This is a genomic window from Nocardioides sp. Kera G14 (assembly GCF_020715565.1).
In the GTDB taxonomy this organism is placed as follows: Bacteria; Actinomycetota; Actinomycetes; order Propionibacteriales; family Nocardioidaceae; genus Nocardioides.
In genome coordinates, this window is the sequence record NZ_CP085839.1 from 2878856 (window position 1) to 2895923 (window position 17068).

The following is a 17068-nucleotide window of genomic DNA, read 5'->3' on the forward strand; positions in this document are numbered from 1 at the left end:
TCACCGTGACCGATCCCGATCTCGACCCGACACTTGCCGCAGACATCGACGCCGTCGCCCGCCTGCACGGCACCTTCACGCTCCGCTCGGGCCAGGTGAGCGACACCTACTTCGACAAGTACCTCTTCGAGTCCGACCCTCGGCTGCTGGACCGGATCGCGACCCGCATGGTCGAGCTGCTTCCCGAGGGCACCGAGCTCCTCGGCGGCCTGGAGCTCGGTGGCGTCCCGATCGCCACGATCGTCAGCGCGAAGACGGGGATCCCGGTGCTCTTCATCCGCAAGAAGGCCAAGGAGTACGGCACCGCGAAGCTCGCCGAGGGGCCCTCCTTCGACGGCAAGCGGGTCACGCTCATCGAGGACGTCATCACCTCAGGCGGCGCGGTCCGCGACGCGGTCAACGAGCTCCGCCCGGCCGGCGCGGTCATCGACACCGTCGTCTGCGCGATCGACCGCTCCCCCGTCACGGGTGAGTCGCTGCGCGATGTCGACCTCGAGATCCGGCCTGTGCTCACCAAGGCTGAGCTGGACGCCGTCGCGCAGTCCTGAGCTTCGCTCAGAGGCCGCTCACCGGCTGTGGTCAGCAGCCTTGTCGTCGTCGGCGCCGATCTCGTCCCGGTACGCCGCCGGCAGACCCGGGTCGTCCTCGTGGCGCTTGCGCAGCAACTCGATGCCCAGCACGACCACCGTCACGGCGAGCAGGCCGTAGGTCAGCAGGTCGATGTACTTGCCGAGCGAGGGGAAGGTCTTACCGAGGACGTAGCCCACCAGCGTGATCGAGACGACCCAGAAGGCCGCGCCCAGCGCGCTCCACACGAAGAACTTGCGCCGGTCCATCCGCGTCACGCCGGCGACCAGCGTGATGTAGGTCCGGACGAAGGGTACGAACCGTCCCGCCACCAAGGCCGGCGAGCCATGCTTCTCGAAGAAGTCCGAGGTCTGGTCGAGGTACTTCCGCTTGATGATCCTGCCGTCGCGGTGATAGATCCGCGGGCCGATCCGGGCCCCGATCTCGTAGCCCACGACGTTGCCCGCGAACGCGGCGATGACGTAGACGATCAGTGCGAAGACCAGGTTGGTGAAGTGGCCGCCCGGGATGATCTCGACCTTGCCCTCGGCGATGAAGAGGCCCATCGCGAAGAGCAGGGTGTCACCCGGCAGGAACGGGAAGAAGAGACCACACTCGACGAAGAGCACGACGATGCCGACCCAGAAGAGGGCCGCACCGAACTTGCCGAGCAGGAAGTCGGGGCTGAGCCACTGCGTGAAGTCGTGCACCGAGAGCAGTGGCGCCAGCTGGGTCGCCGCTGCGGCGATGAGGTCGTGCACGGACCAACCCTATCCGCCGTCGCCTGAACGGAGGGTGACTACCGTTCATCCCGATGGAATCAGAGGGCGAGGAGGACTCGCGGGCGCCGTACGACCCGATGCCGCACGGGCAGCCGGAGGTCGGCGTCGGCCCGTGGCCGGGCGGTCGTACGTCGTGGCCGACCGGTCCGCAGTGGGACCCGACCCTCCTCGAGGCGGGCGATCGGCGCAACGTGGTCGACCGCTACCGCTACTGGACGCTCGAGGCGATCGTCGCTGACCTCGACCTGCGCCGCCATGCGTTCCATGTCGCCATCGAGAACTGGCAGCACGACTTCAACATCGGCACGATCGTGCGGACCGCGAACGCCTTCCTCGCCGCCGAGGTCCACATCGTCGGCAACCGCCGGTGGAACCGTCGCGGCGCGATGGTCACCGACCGGTACCAGCACATCCGGCATCACGCCTCGGTCGCCGACCTGGCCGCCTATCTGCACGAGCGCGACGTACGTCTGCTCGGCATCGACAACCTGCCGGGCTCGGAGCACCTGGAGACGATGGCGATCCCGCGGGACGTCTGCTTCCTCTTCGGGCAGGAGGGCCCCGGCCTCTCCGAATCGGCCCGCGAGGTCGTGGACGGGACCTTCTCGATCGCCCAGTTCGGCTCGACCCGCTCGATCAACGCCTCCGCGGCCGCTGCCATCGCCATGCACAGTTGGATCGTTCAGCACGCAGACATTCACTCGGCTGCTACATGGCGTGGGTAGTCTCCGCCCCATGCCTATCGCGACCCCAGAGAAGTACGCCGAGATGCTGGCGGCAGCCAAGGAGAAGGGTTTCGCCTTCCCCGCGATCAACGTGACGTCCTCGCAGACGCTCAACGCAGCGCTCGCCGGCTTCGCCGAGGCCGGCTCCGACGGCATCGTCCAGGTCTCGACCGGCGGCGCGGAGTACCTCTCCGGCCCGACGATCAAGGACATGGTCAGCGGCTCGGTCGCCTTCGCGGCGTACGCCCGCGAGGTCGCGAAGAAGTACGACGTCAACATCGCGCTCCACACCGACCACTGCCCCAAGGACAAGCTCGACGGCTTCGTCCGTCCGCTGCTGGACCTGTCGGCGGAGCGGGTGGGACGCGGCGAGGAGCCACTCTTCCAGTCGCACATGTGGGACGGCTCGGCCGTCCCCCTCGACGAGAACCTCGAGATCGCCGAGGAGCTGCTGGCCAAGGCGAAGGCTGCGCGGGTCGTCCTCGAGGTCGAGATCGGTGTCGTCGGTGGTGAGGAGGACGGCATCGTCGGTGCGATCGACGAGAAGCTCTACTCCACCCCTGAGGACGCCCTCGCCACCGTCGAGAAGCTCGGCCTCGGTGAGGACGGCGTCTACCTGACGGCGCTCACCTTCGGCAACGTGCACGGTGTCTACAAGCCGGGCAACGTCAAGCTGCGCCCGGAGATCCTCAAGAACGCGCAGGAGGCGGTCGTCGCCAAGCTCGGCCTCGCCGAGGGCTCCAAGCCGTTCAACCTGGTCTTCCACGGCGGCTCCGGCTCGTCGGAGGAGGAGATCGCCGCCGCGGTCTCCTACGGCGTGGTGAAGATGAACATCGACACGGACACGCAGTACGCCTTCACCCGCCCGATCGCCGGCTACATGCTGTCGAACTACGACAAGGTCCTGAAGGTGGACGGCGAGGTCGGTGACAAGAAGTCCTACGACCCGCGCACCTGGGGCAAGGTCGCCGAGGCGAACATGGCCGCTCGCGTCGTCGAGGCCACCCAGCACCTCGGTTCGGCCGGCAAGACCATCGGCTGAGCCATCTGAACTGAGAAGGACCCCGCCTCGGCGGGGTCCTTCGTCTTTCAGCTGAGCAGTTCGGCGTAGGCCTCAAGGCTGGAGTCCTTGAGGAACTCCGCGGTGCGCTGGGCCTCGTCGGTCTCGCCGATGGCCTCAGCCGCCAGCGACAGCAGGGCGAGGCAGGAGAGGAAGCCGCGGTTGGGCTTGTGCTCCCACGGGACCGGGCCGTGACCCTTCCAGCCGTTGCGGCGGAGCATGTCGAGGCTGCGGTGGTAGCCGACTCGGGCGTAGGCGTAGACGGTCACCTCGTCGACGCCCTGCTCCTTGGCTGCGGCGGCGAGCGCGGCCCAAGCCGCGGGGGAGGCCGGATGACGTCGTACGACGTCGACCGGGTCGGTCCCGGCAGCGATCTCCTCCGCGGCGGGGTCGACGGGGAGCAGGGTGGGCGGCGGGCCGGCCATGAGGTCCTGGTGAGAGGTCATGGAATCTATTGTCGGTGCATTGGTGTTGGATGTTTCCGTGACCCAGAACATCCGGCCTTGGCCTGCCCTCTTCGCGCTCGTCCTGGGCTTTTTCATGATCTTGGTCGACCTCACCATCGTGACGGTCGCCGTGCCGACGATCATGGAGAAGCTGGACGCCAGCGTGAACCAGGTCGTGTGGGTCTCGAGCGCCTACATGCTGGCGTACGCCGTGCCCGTGCTGATCACCGGCAGACTCGGTGACCGCTTCGGCTCGAAGTACCTCTACCTCGCCGGTCTCGTGGTCTTCACGCTCGCCTCGCTCTGGTGTGGCCTGACGGGCTCGATCGAGATGCTCATCATCGCCCGCGTCGTGCAGGGGCTCGGCGCCTCGATGATCACGCCGCAGACGATGGCGATCATCACGCGCATCTTCGCGCCGGCCGAGCGTGGCAAGGCCATGGCGGTCTGGGGTGCGACCGCCGGCGTGGCCATGGTGGTCGGCCCGATCCTCGGCGGCGTGCTCGTCGACTGGCTCGGCTGGGAATGGATCTTCTTCGTCAACATCCCGGTCGGGATCGTGGGCTTCGTCCTGGCGTGGCGCCTGGTGCCCGCGCTGGAGACCCACGAGCACTCCTTCGACTGGCTCGGCGTGGCGCTGTCGGGCATCGGCCTCTTCCTGATCGCCTTCGGCATCCAGGAGGGTCACGACAAGCACTGGGCCGGCTGGATCATCGGGATGATCGTCGGCGGCGTGCTGCTGATGTGCCTCTTCGTGCTGTGGCAGGCCCGCAACAGGCGCGAGCCGCTGGTGCCGCTGGGGCTCTTCACCGACAAGAACTTCTCGGTCTCCAACGTGGCGATCACCGTCATGGGCGGCGTCGGTGCCTCGATGGGTTACCCGCTGATGCTCTATGCGCAGGTCGTCCGGGGCTACAGCCCGACCCAGTCGGCGCTGCTGATGTTCCCGATGGCGGTGATGTCGATCATCCTCGCGAAGTTCGTCGGTGGGCTGACCGACCGGCTGCACCCGCGCGCGATCATGTCCTTCGGATTCGCCGCCAGCTTCATCGGCATGGGGACGCTCGCGCTGCAGCTCGACCCCGACTCCAGCCTCGTGCTGATCTGCCTGTCGATGGTGGTCATCGGTGTCGGCAACGCGTTCATCTGGGCCCCCACGGCGGCGACCGCGACGCGCAACCTGCCGATGCAGCTCGCCGGTGCCGGCTCCGGCGTCTACAACGCCACGCGCCAGGTCGGCTCCGTCATCGGCTCGGCCGCCATCGCCGTCCTCATGGACGCCCGGCTCGAGGCGCACCATCTGCCGACCGGCTTCTCGCCGGAGACCGGTGGCGGTTCGCTGCCCGCGAAGCTCGCGGACCCATTCGCCAGCTCGATGTCCCAGGCGATGATGCTGCCGGCCGGGCTCTTCGTGGTCGGCCTGATCGCGGTGCTCTTCTACGAGCGGCCCAAGCATGCCGGCTACGCCGGCGCCGATGCGACGCCCGAGGCAGCTGCCGTCGCCGGTCACTGACACCCCCGGGGCCATCGGCGTCGCCACTTCCCCACCCAGGTGGGAAAGTTGCGCCCCAGCCGGCGCCGGAGACGACCGGAATCCCACGTCGGTGGGGTTCTTGCGACTCAGGAGCGTCCCGGGAAGTGGCGTTGCCATCCGGGGTCAGTCATGACGGGAGTGCCCGGCACGCGACGCTCGCGCAACAGCCGGTGGACCTTCGCCACCGTCTCGCCGGGGTTCTTGTAGATCCCGTCAGCGGTCACGACGATGATCCGCCACCCGTCGTCGTCAATCGCCTCCCGCCGTGTCAGATCGGACTCCCACTGCTCGACGCGCTCGATGTGGTGTCGGCCGTCGTACTCGACGATGAATCTGGCCTTCAACCAGCACAGGTCGTACTTGCGCATCGTCAGGCCGCCATCGGTACTGACCAGCGGATTGACGTCGGGCTCGGGCAGGCCGGCAAGGACGAGAAGGAGGCGGAGCCGGCTCTCCATCGGGGAGTCGACCTTGGGACGGACGAGTGAGGCGGCCAGCCGGGCGTGCTCGGCACTCGAGCCCGTCGCCCTCGCTGCCGCCTCGACGAGCTGGCGGACCTTGCAGATCCCCTTACGGACGAGATGATCACCGACGACCACGAGGTCCACGAGACTCAGCTGGTCGGCGAGGTCGACGAACGTCTGCGCCGAGCTGGTGCACGGAACCTCGCCCTTGGTGCCGATCACCGCGCGACGAGGGGAGTGGCAGACGATCCCGGGCCGTCGCCGACGATGCTTGCGGTCAGCCACCGTCACGTGCTCGTCGGGCAGAGTCGGCAGTGGAAGTTCCCACAGCCGACCGGCGGTGGCATGGGAGGCGAAGGCGCCCGCCGGGAACCCCTGTAACGCGGCCAACGCCCTGATCCTGGGCGTCACCTCCACGTCGCTCGCGACATAGATGCCCTGGTGCATGGCGACGTACGCCGACGAGCGCAGCTGCGAGGCGGTGATCCCTGCCTTCAGCGCATCTGCGCGGGTGAACGGGACGCGGGTGTCGAGGGTGGTGATCGCCTCGAGAGTCATGCTGGGAGTGTGCCCCGGAACGCCTCTCGCCGCCGGAGCCAATCCACAGGCCGACCACTTCCCCACCCAGGTGGGCAGATTGCGGTCCGACCGCACCCGGAAGGCACAAGAACCCCACCTCGGTGGGGTTCTTGTGGTCCAGCGGCGTCAGGTCGTCAGGATGTCGTCAGGACGAGGCCGTCCGCGCCGGCGTCGACGGTGACGCTCTCGCCGTCCTTGACGTCGCCACCGATCAGCAGCCGGGCGAGCGGGTCGCCGATGGCGGACTGGATCAGGCGGCGCAGCGGGCGGGCGCCGTACGCCGGGTCGTAGCCCGTCTCCGCGAGCCAGGTCTTGGCGGCGGGCGTGACGGTGATCGAGATCCGGCGGGCCGAGAGCCGACGCTCGAGCGCCGCGAGCTGGATGTCGACGATCCGGGTGAGCTCGTCCTTCGAGAGGGCGTCGAACATGACGATCTCGTCGAGCCGGTTGAGGAACTCCGGCTTGAAGTTCGCCCGCACCGCCGCCATGACGGACTCGTGCTTCACGGTCTCCTCGAGCAGCGGGTCGATGAGGAACTGCGAGCCGAGGTTGGACGTGAGGATCAGGATCGTGTTCCGGAAGTCCACCGTGCGGCCCTGACCGTCAGTGAGCCGGCCGTCGTCGAGCACCTGCAGCAGGATGTCGAAGACCTCGGGGTGCGCCTTCTCGACCTCGTCGAGGAGCACGACGGAGTACGGGCGTCGGCGTACGGCCTCGGTGAGCTGGCCACCCTCGTCGTAGCCGACGTAGCCGGGAGGGGCACCGACGAGACGGGCGACGCTGTGCTTCTCCGAGTACTCCGACATGTCGATCCGGACGATCGCCCGCTCGTCGTCGAAGAGGAAGTCGGCGAGCGACTTGGCGAGCTCGGTCTTACCGGTACCGGTGGGGCCGAGGAAGAGGAAGGATCCCGTCGGCCGGTTCGGGTCGGAGATGCCGGCCCGCGAGCGACGTACGGCGTCCGCCACTGCCTTCACCGCCGACGACTGCCCGATGAGGCGCTCCCCGATGACGTCCTCCATGCGCAGGAGCTTGGCGGTCTCGCCCTCGAGCATCCGGCCCGTCGGGATGCCGGTCCAGGCCTCGACGACCTCGGCGATCTGCTCGGGGCCGACCTCCTCGCCGACGAGCTTCTCGCCCGCAGGGAGCTCGGAGTCAGTGGACTTGGCCGCCTCGATGCGCGCCTCGAGACCCTTGATCTGCGTCTCGGTCTCGTAGCGCCGGTTGAGCAGCGCCCACTTCTCCTCACCCTCGGGGGCGAGCATGGACTCGCGGGTGAGGCGGTCGAGGTCGACGCGCAGGGCGTCGATCTGCTTGCGCAGCTCGCCCTCGCCCTCGAGCGAGGCCTTCTCGGCCTCCCAGCGGGCCTCGAGCCCGCGGAGCTCCTCCTCCTTGTTGGCGAGGTCCTCGCGCAGCGCGGCGAGCCGCTCGACCGAGGCCTCGTCCGACTCACGCTCGAGCGCGAACTGCTCCATCTTGAGCCGGTCGACGGCACGGCGGAGCTGGTCGATCTCCTCCGGAGAGCTCTCGATCTCCATGCGGAGGCGCGAGGCGGCCTCGTCGATGAGGTCGATCGCCTTGTCCGGCAGCTGGCGTCCGGTGATGTAGCGGTCGGAGAGGGAGGCGGCGGCGATCAGCGCGGCGTCGGTGATCCGCACGCCGTGGTGTGCCTCGTACTTCTCCTGGATGCCGCGCAGGATCTGGATCGTGTCCTCGACGGACGGCTCACCGACGAAGACCTGCTGGAAGCGGCGCTCGAGCGCAGGGTCCTTCTCGATCGACTCCCTGTACTCGTCCAGCGTGGTCGCACCGATCATGTGCAGCTCGCCGCGGGCCAGCATCGGCTTGAGCATGTTGCCGGCGTCCATCTGGGAGTCGCCGCCGGCGCCTGCGCCGACGACGGTGTGGAGCTCGTCGATGAAGGTGATGACCTGGCCCTCGGCGCCCTTGATCTCGTCGAGGACGGCCTTGAGCCGCTCCTCGAACTCGCCGCGGTACTTCGCGCCGGCGACCATGCTCATGAGGTCCAGGGCCAGCACGCGCCGGCCCTTCAGGGAGTCGGGCACGTCGCCGTCGACGATGCGCTGGGCGAGGCCCTCGACGACGGCCGTCTTGCCGACACCGGGGTCCCCGATGAGGACGGGGTTGTTCTTGGTCCGCCGCGACAGCACTTGGATCACGCGGCGGATCTCGGCGTCGCGGCCGATGACCGGGTCGAGCCGGCCCTCCTCCGCGCGCTCGGTGAGGTCGACGGCGTACTTCTCGAGGGCCTCGAAGCTCGACTCGGCGTCCGCAGAGGTGACGCGGCGGTTGCCGCGGGTCTGGGTGAGCGCGATGGTGAGGTTGTCGTGCGTGAGCCCCTCCGAGTTGAGCACCTTGCGGGCGCTCGACTCGATCGTGGCCAGCGCGATGAGCAGGTGCTCGGTCGTGACGAACTCGTCCTTCATCGAGCCGGCGAGCTCGATCGACGAGGCCAGCACCCGGGTCAGCGCACCGGAGGCGGAGGGCGCCTGAGCGGTGGCCCCGGAGACCTTCGTCAGGGTGTCGCGGTCGGCGGCGGCGGCCTTGACCAGCACGGACGGGTCCACGCCCGCCTTGGCGACGAGCGACGCCGCCGTGCCGTCCTCCTGGAGGAGGAGGGCGACGAGCAGGTGGATCGGCTCGATGGTGGAGTTGCCCGCCGTCGTCGCAGCGAGCTGGGCAGCCTCGATCGCCTCGCGGCTGCGGTTGGTGAACTTGTCCAGACCGAACTGACTCATGGGTGTGATGCTCTCCTGTCTCGGGCCGGCGGCGTGGGAAGTGCGCCGGTCACAGGATGGAACACATCCAAAGTTGAGTCCATTCCACTCAACTCTGAACAATCCCGGCGCTTGTGCGGATTTGGGCACCGCACGCAAACTGTGCTCAGGTGGTCTAGACCGATCAATCCCACCTTGGTGCGAGGAGTCCCGAGATGTCCCACGTCATTCACACCGAGCAGGCGGTCGCGCGGCCCGGCAAGCACAGCGCCGGCCGCGCTGCGTTCATGCCTCGGTGGCCGTTCGAGCGCCAGCGCGTGCTGCGGGTCATCCCCGTCGGCGTACTGGTGGCGGCGAGCGCGACGACCAGTGCGCTCGCGCTCACTGCACGCGTCGGCGTGGACGCCGCCCAGGACCCCCAGGCCGGCGGTACGCCGACCCCCGCTGCCACGATCACCCCGGGCGCTCCACAGCAGGCCGTCGTGATCAGCCCGGCGGCGTTCGACGCTTCGCCGTCGGCCACCACGCAGACGACGACCACCGAGGCGACTCCGACCATCGCGGACACCGCCGCGGCGCTCACCGCACCGAAGCATCGCGCAACCGGCCAGGCCACGGAGACCCGCACCTCACACAAGGCGCCGGCCAAGCACCGGGCCGACGACGTGACCACCCCCTCCACGACGAAGCCCAGCGCCACAGCCAGTGGTTCCGCCGCTGCCACTCCGAGCAGCTCATCCTCGCCGACAGCAGCGGCATCCCAGAGTGGTGACCTACTGGGTTCGGTCATCGGCGGCCTGCTCGGCCAGTAACGTCCGGCGTCCGTCCTCAGGACGGACGTGGCCGGGCCGATGGTCCCGGCGTGAGCACCCTCGAGCGACCGGTCCGGGTCGCCTTCATCCTGACCCGCGTCCAGTTGTGGGGCGCCTTCGAGACGCTCGTGCAGGCGGCACGGGCCCATGTGGACGTCGAGGCCGAGGTCGTGCTCGTCGACAGTCCGTCGTACTTCCAGTCGCACGAGCGCGCGACGATCGCCCGCCTCCTCGGCACGGTCAGGCTCCGGGATGAGGGCTGGCTGCGGGAGCAGATCGGCATGCTCGACGTGCTGGTCTTCCACGACCCCTATCTCGGCGACTGGATGGAGCCCGGCGGCTTGGGTCACGAGCTCGTGTCGGCGGGAAGTCGCGTGGTGCTGTCGCCGTACGCCCTCGCGCTGCACGGCAGCCCGGAGATCAGGCGGATGCTCTTCGACCTGCCGTTCCACCACGCCGCCTGGCGGATCTACGCTCCCAGCGCCGGGCAGGCCGAGATGTTCCGCTCCCTCGCGGACGACGAGCCGGACGAGGCACGGCAGCGGATCCGGTTCCTCGGTTACGCCAAGCAGGAGAGACTGCTCAGCAGCCGCACGGCACAGCAGGAGGCCAAGCGCCTGCGCCGCCGGGTCGGGCGCAGGACCATCACGCTCTGGAACCCCCACTTCCCGGACGCGGACGGAACCTTCACCTTCGCGACGTTCGCGCCCCTCCTGCTCGAGCGGGCGGTGCGCTGGCCACAGGAGGGCCTGATCGTGCGGCCGCACCCACGACTGATGCCGGAGCTCGAGAGCACGCCGAAGGGCGCAGCCTCTGCCGCCCGCTTCCGTGAGCTCTGCCGCACCCTCGGCAACGTCGTCCTCGACGAGTCACCCGATCCCGCGCCCGCGATGCTTGCTGCCGACGCCCTCATCAGTGACGTCAGCTCCCTCGTCGCCGAGTACGCCGTCCTCAACCGCCCGACGCTGCTGACCGTCCCGCCCGGAGGCATCCTGATCAACGATCCTGAGGGCTTCACCGCCGACCTTCCGAGGGCCACGGGCCCGACGGAGCTCACGGCGTTCCTCGACTCGGTCCGCCCGGCAGCCACGGCTCTCCCGGAGGCATCGGAGGTCCACGGCACAGGCGAACGGATCATCGACGACCTCGTCGAGGCCGTCCGCGCCGAGCAGCACCAGGAGTCGACGGCCCTCGCCCGCTGACCGCTGACCTCCGCGACGCGGTCAGACCGTGGGCGGCACCGTCGCGTCGCCGTCGTCGGGGTCGGCGTGCTCGGGGTACTCCTCCGTCGCGGCCTGGCGCTCGGAGACCAGGCAGGCACGGCAGAACTCCTCACCGAAGGGCGTGAGGTGGATGGACCGACGTACGACCTTCGCGAACTTCACCGAGTGGAGCGCCGCCAGGACGTCAGGCTGCGCCTCGACGACCTGGTAGTCCTCGGCGTCGGCGATCGGCTCCTTGCTGAACCAGATCAGGCCGAGGCGGAAGAGGTTGTTGAGGTAGGACGGCACGTGGTCGGCACGCCGCACGCCCGCGCGCATGCCGATCATCGACAGGCCCGGTGCGATCAGCTGCGACGACATCACACCGAGCGGCCCGCCCGTGCGTACGTCGACCGACGGCTGCGGCCCGCCGCGGAGCAGCAACAGCAGGACCCGGGCCTCGTCCGGCGCCAGCTCCTCCAGGATCCGCGCGAAGGCGGGGTGTCCCTCGTCGGTGGACCAGACGTCACGGGAGCGCTCGAGCAGGTCCGCACCGCGCTCACGCAGGGAGCGAGCGGTGATCTCCCCGACGACGGGGGCCGGTGAAGCCGCCTCGGACAAGGACTCCCCCGCCGACGTGATCGCTGTGCCCACGGGCACGCCGTTGGCCACGGCCACGGCGGTGTCGCGCAGGACCTCCGCGGTACGCAGCACACCGCGAACGAGCTCGGCCGCCTCCACCGGATCGGTCGCGGCACGAGCGACGCGGGCTCCGCCGCGCAACGCGGTGCGCGCGCCCCACCCGAGGGCGTTGACATAGGCACCCGCACCGACCCGGGCCAGGCCGGGCACAACGGAGAGCCCACCACCGAGGCGGGAGCGTCGGGGCGTCAGGTCAGACATGGGTGCTCGCGATCACTCGAAGACTCACTCAAAGACTCACTCGAAGAAGCTGAAGATGACGTAGTGCAGGAAGCCGCCTGCGAGTCCCATGATGGCGCCGTGCGCATAGAGCATCCACTCGTCCTCCTTGATCGCCGAGCGCATCATGTCGACGAACTCGGCGGGGTGGAGCTCGCGGGTCCGCACCGCGACCAGCGCCTGGATCCGCTCGGCCTGCTTCCGTGAGAACGCGAGGTCCTGGAAGGGCTCGAGCGTGCGACCGACAGCCTGCTTCGTGACCGACTCCCGGATCGAGTCGAACCGCTCGGTCCCGACGGCGACCCGGACGGCGCCGCGGATCGGCCCGGCCGCCTGGTCGATCGCCGGGCGCAGCGCGTCGCCGAGCAGCTTGTGGGTGGCATCGCCGCGCGGGCCGTTGAGCAGGTGGTCACCGATCCGCTCGAGCGTGATGACGTCGTCCGCGATGATCCGCGCGTAGACCTCGGCCGCCTCGGACTGACGCCGAGGGAAGAGACCCTGCACCTTCACACCGAGCACACGGCGCGGCGCGGGCGGCTCGAAGATGAGCCACATGCCGAGCGCGTTGGTGACCCACCCGACGACCACGCCGAGCACCGGCAACACCCACCAGTGGTGGAAGACGGAGTCGACGATCGCGACCGGGATGCCGAGCAGGAAGCCGAAGATGAAGCCGAAGGCGACCATGAGGTTGAGCTCGCGCTGTCCGAAGTCACGGAAGATGCGCACGACGAGCGCCGGGTGGGTACGGAAGTGCTCGATCACCATGTACTTGGGGTCCAACAGCTGATCGATGTGCTCACCGATCTCGTCGGTGACATGGGAGACGATCCCCGGCAGCTGGGCCTGGACGCGGGCCACGATGCCGGCACGCACTGCTGGCGGCAGGTCCCGCCACAGCCGGGGATGCTCCTGACGCATCACCTGGTCGACCAGCTCGGGAACCTCCGGGCCGAACGTCGAGATGATGTGCTCGGCGATCTTGTCCGGCTCGAGCTGTTGGTAGAAGTCCGACGGCGTGCCGAGCTTGGCGATCGCCTTGTCGACCGCGATCGAGCCCATCTTGGCCGCGCGCGCGGGGATGATGCCCTGCCAGCCGAGACCGCCCTGGAGCAGGCCCGGCACCTCCTGAACCTTGCGCGGCAGCAGCCCGACGAGCTCGCGCATGCCGGGCACGGCGACGCCCTTGAAATACGTCGGGTTGAAGAGCATCCACAGGCCCGACCAGTTGATCAGCCAGCCGATGACGCCGGTGAAGAGCGGGATCGTCGCGAAGGCGACCCAGTGCACCTGGTCCGCCCACTTCGTCAGCTCGTTGATGAGCCAGTCCACGCAAGACAGCCTTTCGGTCGTCCCTCCCTGCCCGGACCCTAACAGCGTTTCGAAGTTACTGTGACAGGAGTCTCAGTCGTCCATGGGTTCGATGGTCGCCGCCTCGGGCGGAGCCGCGTGGCCAGGGAAGAGGTCGGCGTCCGACTCCTCCGCCGTCGCGAAGCAGATCCGGGCGAAGTCCTGGCCGAACGGCGTCAGGTGGATCGAGCGGCGCACCGTCGCAGCACGCCTCACGGAGCGCTTGGCCTCGAGCACGTCGGGCTGGGCCTCGACGACCTGGTAGCGGAGCAGGTCCTTGAGCGGCTCGGGCGACTGCCAGATCAACCCCAGGCGGGTGAGGTTGTTGAGGTACGACGGGATCGACTCGGGAAAGCGCACGCTCGCCCACGAGCCGATCATCGTGAGTCCTCGGGCGACGACCTCGGGCTGCATGCGGCCGCGTACGCCGGCGGCCCGGACGTCCACCGAAGGCTGAGGGCCCTGCTTGAGCATCAACAGCAGGATCCGCGCCTCGTCGGGTGCCAACTCGCGCAGGATCGACTCGTACGCCGGGTGGCGCGCCTCGTCACTCCACACGTCCCGGCTGCGGCGGAGCAGCTCGGTGCCGGAGCGACGCAGTCGCTCCTCCTCGCTCTCCTTGCCCTGCGTGCCACTGGCCTCGAGCGTGTCCCGGACCGACTCGAGGGCCGGGACGGCGAGCTTCCCCACGGCGCTGAGCAAGGGACCACCCCGTGTCACGACCCGCGTGACCTCCAGCATCGAGTCCGCCGCCATGGCGAGGTCGTCGGCGAGACTCGCCGCTGCGTCAGGGTCCACGACCGAACGGGCCACCCGGACGACACCCTTCGCGTACTGCGTCGCGGACCAGGTCGTGGTGTGCACGATGGTCTCGGCCCCGATCCGCGCGACTCCGGGGAGACTGGCGAGTGCCCCGCGAAGAGGGCCGCGTCGTCGACGTACAACAGGCCTTGCATTGCTCGCGATGCTCATCCCACTCCAAAGATCCAGAGGTGGACGAGTCCACCGACGAAGCCCATGATCGCGCCGTGCGCGTAGAGGAGCCACTCGTCCTCGATGATCGCGGCCCGCATCATCTCGACGAACACCGGAGCCGGAAGCTGACGGCATCGTTCGGCGATGAGGCTGCGGATCTTGTGGGACTGGGCCTCTGAGAACGCCGCGTCCTTGAAGGGGGTCAGCGTGTAGTCGACGGCGGTCTCCGCCACCGACGTACGGATGGCATCGAACCTCCGCGCGCCGACGGCGACGCGGACTGCACCAGAGGCGGGTCCGATCGCCTTCTCGATCGCGGGCGCGAGGGCCTCGGCCAGCATCTGCCGGGTGCGGTCGCCCGACGGCCCGTTGAGCAGGTGGTCGCCGATCCGCTCGAGGGTGATGACGTCCATCGCGATGTGCTTGCCATAGACATCGGAGGCCTCCCACTGGCGCCGCGCGAAGAGCGCCTGGATCTTGAAAGGCCCTATTTTCCAAGGGTCTGCGGGCTCGAAGATCAACCACATGCCCAGCTTGTTGGTCGCCCATCCGACGACGATCCCCATCAGCGGGAGAAGCCACCACTGGCCGAAGAGCTGGTCGACGAACGCGACCGGGATGCCGAGCACGAAGCCGAAGATGAAGCCGAAGATGATCATCATCCGCAGCTCGCGGGCACCGAAGTCCTTGAAGATCCGCACCACGATCTCGGGGTGCCTCTCGAAGTTGTCGATGACCATGACCTTCGGGTCGAGGATCTGCTCGATGTGGTCGCCGATCTCGTCGGTGACCCGCTTGACGATGGTCGGGAGCTGGCCCTGGACGCGCTCGATGATGGTTGCCCGTACGCCGCGGGGCAGGTCCTTCCACAGCCGCGGGTGCTCGCGCCACATGATCTCCTCGACGAGCGCCGGGACCTCGGGCGTGAAGACGTCGACGATGTGCGCGGCGATGACCTCGGGCTCGAGGTGGTCGTAGAAGTCCTTCGCGCTGGCCATCTGTGAGAGCGCGCGGTCGACCGCGATCGAGCCCATCTTCGCCGCGCGAGCTGGCACGATCCCCTGCCAGCCGAGGGTTCCGTGCAGGATCCCGGGGATCTCCTGAATCTTGTAGGGCAGCGACCCGGCGAGCTCCTTGAGCCCCTTGATCCGGAAACCGTGCAGGTGGATCGGCTGGAAGAGCATCCACAGGCCGGTCCAGTTGATCAGCCAGCCGATGACAGCGGTGAAGATCGGGACCGACCAGAAGTGCACCCAGTTGATGTCGGAGAAGAACTCCCCCATTGCCTACGCTCTCTCCCCCTGCGCCCCGCCCCACGGTTGGTGTGACGCGTGACACGCTAACTCCGGGGTCGGAGGTTACTCGCAAGTCACTTCTTGCGCGAGGGGTTCCTTCTCATTACTGCGCCGGCACCAGCTTCGCGTCGGTGGTGAGCTTCCCGAAGCGGTCCTTGGGCAGGATCCGGAAGCTGAGCTTGGCCTTGATCGCGCTCTCCTTGACGAACCCGAAGACCCGCGAGTCTGTCGAGCCGCCCCAGTTGTCCCCGAGCAGCCAGTAGGAGTTCGGCGGCACCGTCTTCCATGCCCGCTCGGGCGACGCCGTACCGGTGGCGGTGCAGCACGACGAGGTGCTGCTGCCAATCTGCGACGGCCAGGTGGGGTTGCTGACCTCGAAGACCTCGTCGGTCCGGGCCGGCTTGATCAGCACCCGCGGCTTTGCCCCGCCCTGGATGGACACCTGGTCGCCGGGCAGGCCGATCACGCGCTTCACGATGTCGGTTCCGCCGCCGAACTTCGCCTCGCCCGGCTCGACCGCTTCGACGAGGTCGAAACGATCGACATCCTTGCGGTGCAGGAGGTCGACTTCGAGCCGATCCTTCGGGTGCAGCGTGGGCTGCATGCTGTCTCCGCTGACCGTTACAGAGAACGTCAGTCCGATGACGACGACAAGCAGGACGACGAGAACAAGCACAACCAGTACTCCGCTGACGATTCCGGCCGCCGAGCCGCGTTGATGCCTCGTGATCACGCCGGAACTGTAGCGACCGGGCGAGGACCGAACAGTCGACCGGCCAACGCCCTGTCTGAGGACTTTGCCGTTAGCTACTTGACGGTAACGTGTGACCTGCGACACGGTGTTACCCGTCACACGTGTATCTCGTACTTCGGTCGTTTGTGCGGGTGGCACTAGATCGCCTCTTGAGGGAGAGGCGCTTACGAGGGAGCAAATTCAATGAAGAAGATCGAGGGCGAGGGTCGTACCCGCCTTACTCGTTTCGCTGCCATCACCATCCCCGCCGCCGTGGCTTCAGCAGGCATGGGCTTCGCAGTGATGTCCGGCATGGTGGGCGCGGTGCTGTCGTCGACGGACGGGTTCCAACTGCAAACCGACCTCACCGCGTCGAGCCTCAAGGTCCGCGCCGGTGCAACCGATGTCGGCACTGCCGACAGTGCCAAGGAGACCATCTACGCCGAGGCCGCTGGCTCGCATGCCGACGGCCTCGACGTCCAGACGCCCACCGTCCAGATCGTCCCCGGCCTCAGCGTCCACCTGAGCATCGGCTCGACCGACACCGACATCGACCTCGGCGACGTCGCGCTCAACGCTGCAACACTCGACACCGACGGCGCCACGCTGTCGACCGTGAAGCTGGGCCAGGCCCAGTCCGAGGCGGGCTTCTCGACTGACGGTCAGGACGAGGACACCGGTTACAAGGCCGACGCCTTCTCGCTCACCGCGTCCGGCGGTGCCGGCTCGCAGGTGCTCCCGGGCGTCGACTCGACGGCGTACGCGATCACACTCGGCTCGCTGAGCCTGAACAACCTATCGCTCGGCGTTCACGCCGACTGACAGTCCTGCTCTCCAGAGAGCACCCGGTGGGTGCCTTGGCGCTTCGACGCTTCGGCACCCACC

At 68.3% G+C, this 17068-nt stretch carries 16 protein-coding genes; 7 read left to right on the forward strand and 9 right to left on the reverse strand.

Going from position 1 to position 17068, the window contains the following annotated elements:
- Positions 1-5 precede the first annotated feature (5 nt).
- The gene (gene pyrE / locus LH076_RS14110; protein ID WP_227781392.1) at positions 6-548 is read left to right on the forward strand and encodes an orotate phosphoribosyltransferase; all 543 of its coding nucleotides are present in this window, start codon (positions 6-8) and stop codon (positions 546-548) included.
- Between the two features lie 18 nt (positions 549-566).
- Here pyrE and LH076_RS14115 read toward each other — a convergent pair whose 3' ends face one another.
- Positions 567-1328 (reverse strand): DedA family protein, encoded by a 762-nt coding sequence (locus tag LH076_RS14115; protein ID WP_227781393.1) that lies wholly within the window; start codon positions 1326-1328, stop codon positions 567-569.
- Between the two features lie 53 nt (positions 1329-1381).
- Here LH076_RS14115 and LH076_RS14120 point away from each other — a divergent pair, with 53 nt between their 5' ends.
- A complete protein-coding gene (locus tag LH076_RS14120) occupies positions 1382-2074 on the forward strand; it encodes a TrmH family RNA methyltransferase (RefSeq protein ID WP_415753134.1) in 693 nt (230 codons plus the stop codon).
- 10 nt (positions 2075-2084) lie between these two features.
- Positions 2085-3116 (forward strand): class II fructose-bisphosphate aldolase, encoded by a 1032-nt coding sequence (gene fbaA, locus LH076_RS14125; protein WP_227781394.1) that lies wholly within the window; start codon positions 2085-2087, stop codon positions 3114-3116.
- A gap of 47 nt (positions 3117-3163) precedes the next feature.
- Here the strand turns inward: fbaA and LH076_RS14130 are convergent, their stop codons facing one another.
- Positions 3164-3580 (reverse strand): DUF3151 domain-containing protein, encoded by a 417-nt coding sequence (locus tag LH076_RS14130; protein ID WP_227781395.1) that lies wholly within the window; start codon positions 3578-3580, stop codon positions 3164-3166.
- Between LH076_RS14130 and LH076_RS14135 the strand changes: the two genes are divergently transcribed.
- Complete coding sequence (locus tag LH076_RS14135; RefSeq protein WP_227781396.1) at positions 3579-5093, forward strand: DHA2 family efflux MFS transporter permease subunit; 1515 nt, start codon at positions 3579-3581, stop codon at positions 5091-5093. The genes LH076_RS14130 and LH076_RS14135 overlap by 2 nt on opposite strands.
- A 107-nt stretch (positions 5094-5200) precedes the next feature.
- Here LH076_RS14135 and LH076_RS14140 read toward each other — a convergent pair whose 3' ends face one another.
- A complete protein-coding gene (locus LH076_RS14140; RefSeq protein WP_227781397.1) occupies positions 5201-6136 on the reverse strand; it encodes a DUF559 domain-containing protein in 936 nt (311 codons plus the stop codon).
- Between the two features lie 155 nt (positions 6137-6291).
- Entirely contained in the window at positions 6292-8916 is a 2625-nt protein-coding gene (clpB, locus tag LH076_RS14145) for an ATP-dependent chaperone ClpB (RefSeq protein WP_227781398.1), read from the reverse strand.
- Between the two features lie 194 nt (positions 8917-9110).
- Between clpB and LH076_RS14150 the strand changes: the two genes are divergently transcribed.
- Both LH076_RS14150 and LH076_RS14155 read left to right on the forward strand, forming a co-directional pair.
- Positions 9111-9707, forward strand: a complete 597-nt coding sequence (locus LH076_RS14150; protein ID WP_227781399.1) for a hypothetical protein — start codon at positions 9111-9113, stop codon at positions 9705-9707.
- A 50-nt stretch (positions 9708-9757) separates the two neighbouring features.
- Entirely contained in the window at positions 9758-10909 is a 1152-nt protein-coding gene (locus LH076_RS14155; protein ID WP_227781400.1) for a CDP-glycerol glycerophosphotransferase family protein, read from the forward strand.
- Positions 10910-10930: 21 nt separating this feature from the next.
- Here LH076_RS14155 and LH076_RS14160 read toward each other — a convergent pair whose 3' ends face one another.
- The 5 genes from LH076_RS14160 to lepB form a co-directional block, all read right to left on the reverse strand.
- A complete protein-coding gene (locus LH076_RS14160; protein WP_227781401.1) occupies positions 10931-11812 on the reverse strand; it encodes an Abi-alpha family protein in 882 nt (293 codons plus the stop codon).
- Between the two features lie 36 nt (positions 11813-11848).
- Complete coding sequence (locus tag LH076_RS14165) at positions 11849-13162, reverse strand: hypothetical protein (RefSeq protein ID WP_227781402.1); 1314 nt, start codon at positions 13160-13162, stop codon at positions 11849-11851.
- A gap of 72 nt (positions 13163-13234) precedes the next feature.
- Complete coding sequence (locus LH076_RS14170; RefSeq protein ID WP_227781403.1) at positions 13235-14044, reverse strand: Abi-alpha family protein; 810 nt, start codon at positions 14042-14044, stop codon at positions 13235-13237.
- 104 nt (positions 14045-14148) lie between these two features.
- Entirely contained in the window at positions 14149-15438 is a 1290-nt protein-coding gene (locus tag LH076_RS14175; protein WP_227781404.1) for a TIGR03750 family conjugal transfer protein, read from the reverse strand.
- Between the two features lie 115 nt (positions 15439-15553).
- Positions 15554-16126, reverse strand: a complete 573-nt coding sequence (lepB, locus tag LH076_RS14180) for a signal peptidase I (protein ID WP_265333823.1) — start codon at positions 16124-16126, stop codon at positions 15554-15556.
- Between the two features lie 261 nt (positions 16127-16387).
- Here lepB and LH076_RS14185 point away from each other — a divergent pair, with 261 nt between their 5' ends.
- Complete coding sequence (locus LH076_RS14185; protein ID WP_227781406.1) at positions 16388-17005, forward strand: DUF6230 family protein; 618 nt, start codon at positions 16388-16390, stop codon at positions 17003-17005.
- Positions 17006-17068 lie beyond the last annotated feature (63 nt).

What these genes read in the sequence shown, in the direction of transcription:
- LH076_RS14120 (WP_415753134.1), top strand. Translation starts at nt 1,382, where the DNA reads ATGGAATCAGAGGGCGAGGAGGACTCGCGGGCGCCGTACGACCCGATG.
- fbaA (WP_227781394.1), top strand. Translation starts at nt 2,085, where the DNA reads ATGCCTATCGCGACCCCAGAGAAGTACGCCGAGATGCTGGCGGCAGCC.
- LH076_RS14135 (WP_227781396.1), top strand. Translation starts at nt 3,579, where the DNA reads ATGGAATCTATTGTCGGTGCATTGGTGTTGGATGTTTCCGTGACCCAG.
- LH076_RS14130 (WP_227781395.1), bottom strand. Translation starts at nt 3,580, where the DNA reads ATGACCTCTCACCAGGACCTCATGGCCGGCCCGCCGCCCACCCTGCTC.
- LH076_RS14140 (WP_227781397.1), bottom strand. Translation starts at nt 6,136, where the DNA reads ATGACTCTCGAGGCGATCACCACCCTCGACACCCGCGTCCCGTTCACC.
- clpB (WP_227781398.1), bottom strand. Translation starts at nt 8,916, where the DNA reads ATGAGTCAGTTCGGTCTGGACAAGTTCACCAACCGCAGCCGCGAGGCG.
- LH076_RS14150 (WP_227781399.1), top strand. Translation starts at nt 9,111, where the DNA reads ATGTCCCACGTCATTCACACCGAGCAGGCGGTCGCGCGGCCCGGCAAG.
- LH076_RS14160 (WP_227781401.1), bottom strand. Translation starts at nt 11,812, where the DNA reads ATGTCTGACCTGACGCCCCGACGCTCCCGCCTCGGTGGTGGGCTCTCC.
- LH076_RS14175 (WP_227781404.1), bottom strand. Translation starts at nt 15,438, where the DNA reads ATGGGGGAGTTCTTCTCCGACATCAACTGGGTGCACTTCTGGTCGGTC.
- LH076_RS14185 (WP_227781406.1), top strand. Translation starts at nt 16,388, where the DNA reads ATGAAGAAGATCGAGGGCGAGGGTCGTACCCGCCTTACTCGTTTCGCT.